We start from the raw sequence: 11,873 nt of genomic DNA on the forward strand, positions 1-11,873 counted from the left end.
TTGAAAAACACGATCGACGTCGCGGCTTTTTTCGCCACCTGCCGTCATTTTACCCAGCAGGCGGGTGATTAACCACCCGACGACGGTAAAACCGCATGAAATCAGCGAATGGTTTCCACCCTCACCGCGCGGCTGTCGGCGCGGCCACGATCGTCAACCGCGCGAATTCTGTACATTCCGGAGCGTGTGGGCTGCCAGTCCAGCGGTGCTTTACCGGCGCTGCTGCCCAGATAGATGTCATCAACGAACCAGTATACGGTACGGCTGTCGGCGTCGGTTACCGCGCTAAAACTGATATGCTCGCGCCCGCGCTGCGACTGGCGAAGCGTGTAGGTGGTATTTTTCAGCGGTGAGGTAATCCGCGGGGCAGAGCCGCTCTGCGCATCCGGCTGGCATTCTCCGACCGGCGGCGGCCGCTTCGGCAGGCCCGCGCTGGCGAAGACATTCGCCAGATCGGAAGGCCAGAACTCGTAAATCTCAACGTGGCTGCTGCTTTCATCCCACGGGGCACAGGCCACCTTACCGGTCAGATTATCAATCCGCACCGGACGATACACCGTATCGACGGTAATCGGAGATTTACCCGGAATAAACCAGCTGCTGCCCCGCTGCTGGCACCAGCGGGTCGGCAGATTCCCGCTGGGCAGACAGATTTCCACCTTTCTGAGCTGAGGAGGAAAACGATGCCGCGGTTCCTGCAGCCGGGGATAGCTGGCAACGACACTGTCAATAATGTTGAAGAACAGCGGCGCGGCGGCCTCGACGCCGATGAATGCGTTATTCCCCTGCCCGGAAAAATTACCTTCCCAGACGACCAGCACGTAAGGACCGAAAATCCCCACGCTCCAGGCATCCCGAAATCCCCATGAGGTACCGGTTTTCCAGTACACCGGCAGCGAGGAGGGACGCTGTGCCAGCGTATCGCCGGGGCGACGATGCTGACGCAGAATATCGAGGGTCATAAAGCTGGCTTCTTCACTCAGTAATCTGGCTCCGGTTTCAGCCGGGTCGCCTTCACGCATCCGCAGCGAGCGCAGTTCACCGCGATTTGCCAGCATGGCATACAGCCTTGCCAGCTCCTGAACCGTGACCTCGCCTCCGCCCAGCACCAGCGACAGACCGTAATGCTTTTCACTGGCCATATTACTGATACCGGCCAGCCGTAAAAACTGATAAAAGCCGGGCTGATGCAGCTGTGCTGCAATCGCCACCGCGGGGATATTGCGGCTGAAGTTCAGCGCATCGGTTGCGGTTACCGGGCCAAGAAAACGTCGGTCAAAGTTTTCCGGCGCGTAGCTGCCGAAGGTGGACGGCACATCCTTCAGCACGGTCATCGGATGCAGGACGCCCTGCTCCATGCCCAGCGCGTAAATAAACGGCTTCAGCGTGGAGCCGGGGGACCGTTTTGCCGTTGTGCCATTGACCTGCCCCTGGATCAGCCGGTTGAAATAATCCGCCGAGCCTACCAGCGCCCGCACGCCCATATCGCGGCTGTCCACCAGCATCACCGCAGCATTATGAATGCCCCGATTCTGATTGCGTAAAATAAAGGCACGCACCTGCCGCTCAACCAGCGTTTGCAGCGTGGCATCCAGCGTCGTATCAACCCGGGCCGCTCGCTCACCCGGCTGAAGCTGCTCGATAAAATGCGGCGCAATGAACGGCAGCGCCTGTGGCTGCCGCAGCGCCAGCGGCAGGCGAAACAGCGCGCGCTGCCCCTCATCGGTGGGATACGTTTTTTGCCAGCGGGCAAACAGGCGATTGCGCGCCTGCATCAGCACCGGGCTGAGTTCCCCGCTGCGCGGATCGATGCGCAGACTGGGTGACTGCGGCAGCACGGCCAGCGTCAGAGCCTCCGGCAGCGTCAGCTGCGCGGGGGGCTTATTAAAGTAGATCAGGCTGGCAGCCCCCAGGCTTTCAATGTTACGGCCATACGGGGCGTAGTTCAGATAGGCTTCCAGAATATCGTGCTTAGAGTAGCTCAGCTCAAGCTGCACGGCGCGCAGCAGCTGCACCAGCTTCCCGCCGGGCGTTCGCGTATTCAGCTGCCATTTCATCCGCGCCAGCTGCATGGTGATGGTCGACCCGCCCTGCTTTCTGCCGCCGGTAATATAGCTGCGCCAGAACCCGCGCAGCAGGCCGACCGGATTAAAGCCGGGGTTGGCGTAAAACCACCGATCCTCATGCAGCAGAATTCCGTCGATCGCCAGCGGTGACATCTCTGCCAGCGGCGTCCACTGGCGATAACGGTCGTCACGGGCCAGCTGTAAACGCAGCAGCTGGCCATGGCGATCGTACCAGGCCGTAGACAGCGGCACCCCCTGCGACAGCGGCGGGTGTGGCCACAGCCGCCAGCCCAGCAGAAACAGAGCTACCAGCAGCAGCACCGCTGCGATATTTTGCAGCAGCCGCTTTATGCCAGGCCAGTCCGGTAGCTTCATCTGCCGCGTTACGGCGCGGCTGACGGTTCAGCCGCCACCACCTGAATTTTCCCCTGTGCGGCGGACATGGCCTGGATATCGCGATCGTACATCGCCTCACCGTAGGCCGGTGGGATCACGAAGCTGCCGGTATTGGTGGCTTTGATCTGATAGACAAACTCCTGCACCTCTCGCGTTGCGCTGCCATAAACGATCACCCGATCTTCGCGGATGTCGCTGTAATCCACCGACCAGGTTGAGCCATCGGCAGCCAGCGGCGAGCTCCACCCGCCACGGTTTCCGCTATCGCCCTCCTCCTCACTGCTTTCCGGCGGCGGTGGGGTCTGCTGGACGACTTCAAAGCCACCCGGCAGCAGATCGACGACGGCAAGATTGCTCAGCGCCTGCTGGGAATTTGCCCGGACCTTAAGGTGAACCCAGAGGGTCTGACCCAGCGCCACTTTATCAACGGGTTTCCCGGCCGCATCGGTATAGTCACGGGTAATTTCCAGCCCGCGCGCGATCGCTTTCTGCGGCGCGGCAAGGTCATATCCGGCCTGCGTCACCACGTACCACGCCGCCGCTTTGTTCGCATTGCTGAACTGAACCGAGCGGGTAGCGGCGCTGAACTCACCCTGGCTGAACTGGCCTTTAATCGAAGAAATGAGCTGCGGAACCTTATCGCCGCCGCTCAGTTGATTAATCTTCAGGCCATGCACATCATTCTGCTGTGCGACCTGCCCGGCATAGCTTTCCAGCGCCAGAATACTCATCGCCGAGGAGAAGGTGGTGTAGCGCTCTTCACGCAGCGCCTGCACCATATTTTCCAGCACCTGTGGCGGAATAGCGGCCACTTTTTCCGGGAAATGACGAGCGATCAGATAAAGCCGCGTGGCGTCCGTCACCAGCGGATCGTAATAGTTCTGCGTCCACCAGCTCTTGTCATACGCCTTACTCAGCGCCTGCCAGCCCGGCTGCAGCAGCCGTTCTGCTTCATCATCCGCCTTAAGGAGCTTCCACGAAGATGCAAGATACAGCGCAGCAAGATCGGTTTTCCAGCTATCCGGGAAGCGGTTTTGCAGCGTTTGCTGTACCGAAGCCAGCGCATTAGTGGTGATTTCACCCTGTCGCGTCAGCAGATAAACAGCCCAGGCACGCAGGCGCAGATGATACAGATCTTCATCGCCGCTGCTGGCCAGCGTGCGGAGCGCCACGTTGGCTTCCTCCAGCATATCGGCAGGCAGCGGATAGCCTGCCGCTCTGGCCTCCAGCAGATACTGCACGACGTAAGGGGTGACGAACGGATCGGCCTGTGGTGAAGCCGTCCACAGCCCGAAAGCGCCGTCGCCGTTCTGCCGCGAGCGCAGCACGTCCAGAATGCCTTTTAGCTGCTGGCGCACTTTATCGTTCGACAGGCTGCCTCTTAGCTCAGGATGTTCGCTCTGCAGCAGCAGCGGGATAGACTGGCTGACAATCTGTTCAGAGCAGTAGTAAGGGTAATCCGCCAGATAGCGCGCGAGGCCGCTGGTCAGCACCAGCGGTGAATAAGACACCGCCGCCTGACGCTGCGCATAGGCATCAAACATCTGGCGCAGGTTATCCACCTGCTGCTGGCTGCCGTTCATGCGCCCCATCACCGACTGGGTACGATACGGCATTGCCGGACGAACGGATGTGCTCAGCGTTCGCTGACTGGTTTTATCGCCGTAGCCGGCACGGAACACCAGCGGGGCATCACCCAGGGCATTTTTCGCCCTCAGGCGGAAGGTCACCACGCCTTCATGCTTCGCGGCCAGCGGCAGAGATTGTTCAGCGCTACCGACGACCTCCAGCTGCGGTGGCGGCGTCACGCTGAGCATCACGGGCAGCGCTTCACTGCCCTGCCCTTCAAGGTTATTGCTGACGCCCACGCTGACGTCAAATTCATCCCCCGGGGCCACCATCGCCGGCACGTTCGGCGTCAGGATAAAGTCGTCCCTGACGGTCGTTGAGGTCTGTGCCTTGCCGATTTTTCCGGCGGTGGCGGAAATCGCCATCACGCGGATTTTACCGTTAAAATAGTCCGGGACCGGCCAGGTGAACTGTGCCTTGCCGTTCACCTCGGTAATGCCGGACCAGAACGCCACCGGCTTATCGCGTTTGCGTTTAAACGGATTCAGATGCAGATCCAGGCTTTCGCCGCCGTCACCGCCCGGCGCGGAAGTCAGCGACATCAGCTTGCTGAACTCCGGCAGGATCAGGTCGAGGATCTGTGAACTTTCCACGTTCAGCTCGCGCTTACGGAAGAAGTAGTCCAGCGGATCGGTCAGTCGGTAGCGCGCCACCTGCAGGATCCCTTCGTCGACGGCAAAGACGGCGACCTGCTGCGGGCCGTCGGTAGTCACCGATATCGAAAGATCGTTCCCCGGTTTGATTACTTCCGGCACGCTCAGCGCCAGGGCATTTTTTCGCGCCTGGTTGCTGATTTTAAACGGCATCACGCCGTAGCTGAGCGGGCTCATAAAGATTTCATCGGAGTTGATATCGCGCACAAACTGCACGTTGATATAGGCATTGCCTTCCAGCCCGGCAGGAATGCGGATCTTCTGCACGGAACTGGTGGTCGTGGTATGGAACCATTGCCAGCTGTAGACTTTTTCGCGCTCGACAGTGATCAGCCCGCTGCCGGTGTACGGCGCATTGATGGCCACTTCAATTTCGTCGCCCTGCTGATACTCAGCGCGATCGAGTTTCAGCTTCAGCTCGGCATTACGATCCAGAGAGCGGCTGATATTGGCGTCGCCGGTGACGCTGTAGGCTATGCGGTTGAGCACATCGCCTTTGGCATTTTTCACCACCAGCACGTAGTCACCCGGCTGGCTGGTCATCAGCGGTAAGGTGGTGCCTGAGGCCGCCAGTTCAAGTCTGTTCTCACTAACCGGGATTTCCTTCAGCTTCGACTGATATTTGTATACGCCGGACTCCTGTCGCGTCAGCACCGACAGGTATTTTTGCTCCAGCAGTTCCAGCTTCAGGTCACCAAGCGCTATCGGTTCAAGCGACGGATCGATCGCCAGCAGATTTACGCTGCGCTGTGTGCCGAGGCGGATAAAGCTGAGATCGCCGTCCGGCTTAAAGCCCACCAGATAGTCCCATGGCGAAACCAGCGTGCGCGCCGTGGCGGCAACCGAACGCCCGCCTCCGGCAACAAAGGCTTCCGACAGCAGCTGCAGCTGCCAGGTGGCATCTTCCCATCCGCTGAGATCCAGCGCGATATCTGCCGCGCCCTGGTCGTCCGTGGTGCTGTCCTGTAGCTCGGTTTCAAACCCTTCTCCTGCCGGTCGCGCTTCATAGAAGGCATAGTCAGGATAGCGATCGAAGGCCGGATAGACCGGCCGCAGCGTCAGTTTTGACGCCACGCGCCGCCCCTGCGCCGGGGTGCCGAAGAGGTTCTGCACATCAATACTGGCCTTAAGCTCAGCGGGTTTGACCCAGCCCGCCTGTCTGTCAGGCGTCAGCGACAGTTTCACCTTGAGCTGGTCCGGCTCGAACTCTTTGATATTCACCGACGTGCTGCCCAGCAGGCGAGTGGAATCATCATCCTTACCGGGAAGGTAGAGGTAGATCATCCATTCACCGGTCGGTGCGTTTTCGTCAGTGGTAAAGCTCAGTTCATTAAAGCCGCTGGCGTTGAGGGTTAGCGGCACGGTGCGCATCAGCTTGTCGCGCGGGTCATGAATTTCTGCCCGCACCGGAATGCCTTTCAGCGGCACCGACCAGTCCGCCGCACGGGTGATCAGGCCAATATTGAAGGTATCACCCGGGCGATACACTCCGCGATCGGAGAACAGGTAGCTGCTGAGGGTGCGGGTATCTTCCGGCGTGGCCTCGCCGTACACATCAAACCGCGAGAAGTCGAGGCCCCGATCGTTGTCCCGTCCGCTGGGCAGGAACGACACGTCGCCGTCTTTTTCGACCAGGAACATCACCGGCTGGCGCTCGTTGGTGTAGGTTTCAAGCGCCGGGAAACTGACGTGGCCGTCACCGCCCGTCCGGCGGGTCAGCAGCTTCTCACCGTTTTTGGCTACTACGGATACCTGCGCATCCGCCACCGGCTGACCGCTGCTGATGGACTGTACAAACAGATCGCGGGATTTGTCCTGCGCGCGTTTGGCAATGATGCCGAGATCGGTCACCACCACGAAACGAGAGTCGCCCGCGCTTTGCTGTTCTTCCTCTTCTTCCTGGTAGGACTCTTCCCCCGGCTGCGGATCCTTTTGCTCCGGCGACCACGGAGACAGTGAAAGCAGGAACACACCGCGATGGGAGGCGCTGTCGGTGGAGAGGTAGCGTGAAAGATCGATCCCCTGATAGCTGACTTCACCCGGGCGCTGATTGCCGATCGCCGTCTGATAACGGAAGTGTTCGGTGAAATACTCATCGTTCAGGCGGTTGAAGTCCGCTGAGGCGTATTCACGGCTCTTGAAGGAGACAATATGCTGCAGCTGGCTTGGGATCACCCGCTTGATATCCAGCCTCATTCCCGGGACGTTACGCGCCGCCACGCTGATGTGCTTATCGCCGTTCACCGGCAGCAGCGCCCCCTGGGCGGCGAAACTCAGCATCTGCGGATAGTCAGGAACCTGGACCACCTGCCAGACTTTTTGCGGCATTTTGTAGCCGCCGCTGGATGTCACTACCGCATCAACCTGCACCAGCAGATAGCGCTGGGCCGGCGCATCAAATTTAAAGCTGAACTGCGGCTGATAATCCTCTTCGGCCTCGTTGAGGCTCAACGGCAGCAGCGTCGATTTTTGCAAAACGGCGCGATCGATATTATCGATGTTCCATTCGGTGAACTCACTGTCGTCCGCGTTCTTTGCCTCAGCACGCGGATCGCGCTGCGGCAGCAGCCAGACCCTGACCGCTTTGCCAACGTCTTTATCCGCCACCGCGTCGCTGAAGCCGACGATTAATGCCCTTTCGCTCGGGCTGCCCGGCTTATCCACCACCTGAGCGCTGACGTCGCTGACGCTGAGGCTGTAAAGGTTTGGCACGCTGACCCAGCTTTCCCCTTTACGCTCAATGGGGTTACCCGGCAAGGAGGATTTCAGCGGTTCGCCGACTTTCAGATGCACGACGCCACCGTGATCCATCGCCACCAGCGGTTCAGATCGAACCCAGGCATTCAGTTTTTTATCATCCCAGTTGACGGTGAATTTGAGCGGCTTTTCGGCCTGCCCCTTCGCGCTGGCCACGCCCATGGAAAGCTGTTTCTCCACGCTGGCCACGTCGACCGGGGCCGTAAAGCGCAGGTTAAAAATGGCGCTGTGCTGGCCGCGATTCTGCGGATCCTGGTAATACTCCGCTTCACCAAACTGGTAGTCGAAGGCAGGGACGCTGAAGTTATAGCGGGTTTGCTCCAGCTGGATCTGTGGTGCCAGCAGCGTCTTCGGATTGAGGTCTGCCTGATAGCTGGCCCCCAGCGGCAGCGGGGCTTTTGGCGTAAAGAGGAGCGTCTGCGCATCCGCCCATTTCCACTCCCCCTCCAGCGCGGGCTTGAGGGTAATGCCGCTATCGACCCGTTTACCCACCCGCTCTATCGGGGCAGCGGAGGTGTCAAAAGTGAGGGTAAGATGCTGCTGAGGACGGGTTGTTGCCTGGTAATCCAGCGCCTGCGGATTGGTCGCCTCCGCGTGAGTCTGCTGGATCGCCAGGGGCGCAACGTCTATCGGCTTCGGACGGTTTTGCCACAGATTCCAGCCGTACCAGCCCGCCGCCGCGCAGCCCAGCAATAAAATGAGGATCAGGCTGATGATTTTTGGATGACGGCTCACGCCCTGTTCCAGTCGGTTAAAACCCCGACCAAAGGCCGCAGCCCAGCCCGGCGCCTGCCAGTTAATTTCACCGAGCAGCGGACGCAGAATGCGGCCAAGCAGCCACAGCACGCGGGAAATCAGCCAGCAAAATCCTTTAAGCAGCAGAAAAGGGAGACGCAGTAGCAGCCTGAGCACATCCATCAGAACCAACCTTATATTCCATTACGCATTTATTCTGACAGTATCCCCTGCCCCACCGCGGCATCCGGGTGACCGTCAACTCGTGTTACAATTTCTCTAAAATAGTAATCGGTAATCTGCACAATATCTATTCCCCGGCGTACGCATTTTGCCAGCCGTCTCGCAGTACCGGGATTTACCCTTGTGATAGCGGATAAAATCGCTGACACTCAGCAAAACACTGTCAACGATGAGGACGCTATGACCACGCCTTCCCTGTTTGTGACCGCCGAGTGGCTGGCGGAGCATATTGCCGATGAAAACGTTCAGGTGCTGGATGCGCGAATGCTGCCGCCGGGCCAGGAATTAACGCGTGATGTGACAGCTGAATATCAGACTGCTCATCTTCCCGGCGCCCCCTTCTTCAATATTGAAGCGCTTTCCGATCACAGCTCCGCCCTGCCCCATATGCTGCCGCGTGCGGAAGCCTTTGCCGTGGCCATGCGCGAGCTGGGCGTGAGTGCGGATACGCATCTGGTGGTTTACGACGAAGGCAATCTGTTTTCTGCCCCGCGCGCCTGGTGGATGCTGAACTACTTCGGTGCGGAGCAGGTATCGATTCTGGCTGGCGGACTGGCCGGCTGGCAGAAAGCGAATTTACCGCTGGAAAGCGGTGAAGTCGATTTACCTGAAGGGGATTTCCAAGCGAACGTCACCGACGGCGAGCGGGTTAAACGCGTGACCGACGTGCTGCTGGTCAGCCACGAAGGCGGCGCGCAGATTATCGATGCCCGTGCGGCAAACCGCTTCCACGGTGAGGTTGATGAACCTCGCCCCGGACTGCACCGTGGCCGTATCCCCGGCAGCCTGAACGTGCCGTGGAACAGCCTGGTCACCGAAGGTCAGCTGAAGCCGGCGTCAGAACTGCGCGCTATTTTCAGTCAGCAGGGTGTTGATCTGGCCCAGCCGGTTATCGCCAGCTGCGGTTCCGGCGTGACGGCGGTGGTGGTTATTCTGGCCCTCACCAGCCTGGGTGCAAAAGACGTCACGCTGTACGACGGTTCCTGGGGTGAATGGGGCAGCCGCAACGATCTGCCGATCGTCAACGACGCACTGTAAACTGCGCTCCGCTTGATAAAAAGGCGACCCGTGCGGTCGCCTTTTTCATATCAGAACTCAGAGATTGACGACTTTGAAATCGCGCAGGAAACTGCCCCAGCGGCGTTCGTAGAAGGGCTTGATATGGGCGATAAAGAAGTGGCTGATGCCCTTATCACCTTCAACAACATGGCAGATATCGATTGGTTCATCTTCCAGCTGGGTATCGGTCGCTACGCTTCCCGCCGCCTGAATAATCGCGTCAACGTCGCCGTCGGCTTCAATGCCAATCAGCAGATTCGCCGGCTGGTCGGCACTCTCTTTGATGTGGGCCACGTAAGCGCGGCGCACCGATTTGTATTTGGCAAACAGCTGGGTCAGCGAGTCGACCATCTGCGCAGGCGGCTCGGCGATTTCCGACAGCAACAGGGATGTTCCCCCTTCCAGTACGGTCTGCTGGCTGAGTGCGCTACCGTTTTCGCCCAGTAAATCGGCAATTTCACGCGGTGAAAACTCTTTCCCTTCCGGCAGCTTCGGGTTCAGGAACAGCGTTTCACCCAGCGTCATTTCAAACAGCGTACGCACCGGCATCACCAGGTAAGCCTGTTCGCCACTGACCGCCTGTTCCAGTGCGCTGACCGAGGTGAAGCAGGGAATAATGCTGGTGCCGTCATCTTTTTCCCAGTGCTGCAAATCCACCGGCGTGCTGGCATCAATACCAGAATCGGCGTGGGCGCTTTCGCCGGGTACCACCACGCTGGCATCCATCAGCAGGGAGAAAAATTCGGGACGGTGCGCCGGTTCACCGGCGGCCAGCTTGAGCACCTCTTCAAGGCGCGGATTCAGTTCGTTCATCGTGATGTTCTTTTCGTTACGGGCCATGTTTCAACGAGCGCTCCGCCTCGGAGCGCCCGGTTTGCCACTATTCGTGGCTGAGCAGCAGGTTGGCGACGGTACGGACACCCAGGCCGGTTGCGCCCGCAGACCACTGATCCACCGCGCCTTTACGGTAGGTGGCAGAGCAGTCAATGTGCAGCCAGCCGGTCTTATACTCGCTGACGAAGTGCGACAGGAAAGCCGCAGCGGTGCTGGCACCGGCGGAGTGGGCCGGGCTGGCGATGTTGTTAAGATCGGCAAAGTTTGACGGCAGATGGCCGCGGTGGAATTCCGCCAGCGGCAGGCGCCAGAACGGCTCGCTCTCTTGTTCTGCGCAGCCCAGCAGCGACTGTGCCAGCGCGTCGTCAAAGCTGAACAGCGCGTGATAATCGTTGCCCAGCGCGGTTTTCGCCGCGCCGGTCAGGGTCGCGGCATCAACGATCAGTTTTGGCTTCAGCGCGCTGGCGTCAATCAGACCATCGGCCAGAACCAGACGGCCTTCCGCATCGGTATTCATCACTTCAACGGTTTTGCCGTTGCGATAGTGGATGATGTCGCCAAGCTTAAAGGCATTGCCGCTGACCATGTTATCCGCGCAGCAGAGGATCAGCTTCACGCGCTTGTCCAGGCCTCGGGCAACCGCCAGCGCCAGCGCGCCGGTCAGGGTAGCAGCGCCGCCCATATCCGATTTCATGGAGTCCATGAAACCGCTCTGCTTCAGGCTGTAACCGCCGGTATCGAAGGTAATGCCTTTGCCCACCAGGCAGGCGAAGACCGGGGCATCCTCTTTGCCAGACGGATTATAATCCAGCGTCAGCAGCACCGGGCTGCGGGAAGAACCGCGCCCGACGGTGTGCAGACCGGCATAATTTTGCAGGCGCAGATCCTCGCCTTTGGTGATGCGGTAGCTGACGCTGTCACAGGCGACATCGCAAAGCAGATCAATCGCACGGGTCGCCAGCTGTTCCGGCCCCAGCTCTTCCGCCGGCATATTGATGGTGTCACGCACCCAGTCAATAATCTTGAGGCGGCTGTTCAGTTCTTTGCTGTCGGCCTCATTCAGCGCGGCCCATTCAACCTGACGGGAACCTTTCGGCGCGCGATAGCCCTGCCAGAATGCCCAGCTGTTCTCCAGATCCCAGCCGTCGCCGCTCAGGCTGATATTACGGATCCCCTGCCCGCCAATTTTTCTCGCGGCGCGCTGGATAGTGTTCTGCGCATCTTTGCCGGTGAGATGGATAGTCATTCCGCTGTCGTTACTGGTGAGGATCGCTTTTTCGCCCCAGCGCGGGTCGGCTGCAGTCGTTGACAGGGTAATGTTCATTACAGAGGTGGTCATCGCATGGCTCCTTATCATTTTTCACGTCGTGGACCGGAGATCCCCGGCCTCTGCGATTTGCCGCAGGACAGATGCTATTCAAATTCGACGCACCAGACTAACAGAAATGTGCAAAAGATGTTTTCACCGCATGCTTTCGGCCGTGCTTTTATGCGGAATGTG

The 11,873-nt window shown here is 59.4% G+C and carries 5 protein-coding genes; 1 reads left to right on the plus strand and 4 read right to left on the minus strand.

Going from position 1 to position 11,873, the window contains the following annotated elements; all coding sequences use genetic code 11:
- Positions 1–101 precede the first annotated feature (101 nt).
- Complete coding sequence (gene pbpC / locus PGH32_RS12680) at positions 102–2,441, minus strand: penicillin-binding protein 1C (RefSeq protein ID WP_337894188.1); 2,340 nt, start codon at positions 2,439–2,441, stop codon at positions 102–104.
- Positions 2,442–2,449: 8 nt separating this feature from the next.
- Complete coding sequence (locus tag PGH32_RS12685) at positions 2,450–8,419, minus strand: alpha-2-macroglobulin family protein (protein ID WP_337894189.1); 5,970 nt, start codon at positions 8,417–8,419, stop codon at positions 2,450–2,452.
- Between the two features lie 240 nt (positions 8,420–8,659).
- On the opposite strand from PGH32_RS12685, the gene sseA reads away from it, so the two are divergent.
- Positions 8,660–9,517: a 3-mercaptopyruvate sulfurtransferase gene (sseA, locus tag PGH32_RS12690; RefSeq protein WP_314422841.1), complete on the plus strand. Its 858-nt coding sequence runs from the start codon at positions 8,660–8,662 to the stop codon at positions 9,515–9,517.
- A 57-nt stretch (positions 9,518–9,574) separates the two neighbouring features.
- Here the strand turns inward: sseA and sseB are convergent, their stop codons facing one another.
- Together sseB and pepB are read right to left on the minus strand one after the other, a co-directional pair.
- The gene (sseB, locus tag PGH32_RS12695) at positions 9,575–10,351 is read right to left on the minus strand and encodes an enhanced serine sensitivity protein SseB (RefSeq protein WP_337894190.1); all 777 of its coding nucleotides are present in this window, start codon (positions 10,349–10,351) and stop codon (positions 9,575–9,577) included.
- 67 nt (positions 10,352–10,418) lie between these two features.
- A complete protein-coding gene (gene pepB / locus PGH32_RS12700) occupies positions 10,419–11,711 on the minus strand; it encodes an aminopeptidase PepB (RefSeq protein WP_314422835.1) in 1,293 nt (430 codons plus the stop codon).
- Between the last annotated feature and the right edge of the window lie 162 nt (positions 11,712–11,873).

Source organism: Erwinia sp. SLM-02, from assembly GCF_037450285.1.
Taxonomy (GTDB): Bacteria; Pseudomonadota; Gammaproteobacteria; order Enterobacterales; family Enterobacteriaceae; genus Erwinia.

Bases quoted from the DNA above. Each gene is read 5' to 3' on its own strand.
- pbpC (WP_337894188.1), bottom strand. From the start codon at position 2,441: ATGAAGCTACCGGACTGGCCTGGCATAAAGCGGCTGCTGCAAAATATC.
- PGH32_RS12685 (WP_337894189.1), bottom strand. From the start codon at position 8,419: ATGGATGTGCTCAGGCTGCTACTGCGTCTCCCTTTTCTGCTGCTTAAA.
- sseA (WP_314422841.1), top strand. From the start codon at position 8,660: ATGACCACGCCTTCCCTGTTTGTGACCGCCGAGTGGCTGGCGGAGCAT.
- sseB (WP_337894190.1), bottom strand. From the start codon at position 10,351: ATGAACGAACTGAATCCGCGCCTTGAAGAGGTGCTCAAGCTGGCCGCC.
- pepB (WP_314422835.1), bottom strand. From the start codon at position 11,711: ATGACCACCTCTGTAATGAACATTACCCTGTCAACGACTGCAGCCGAC.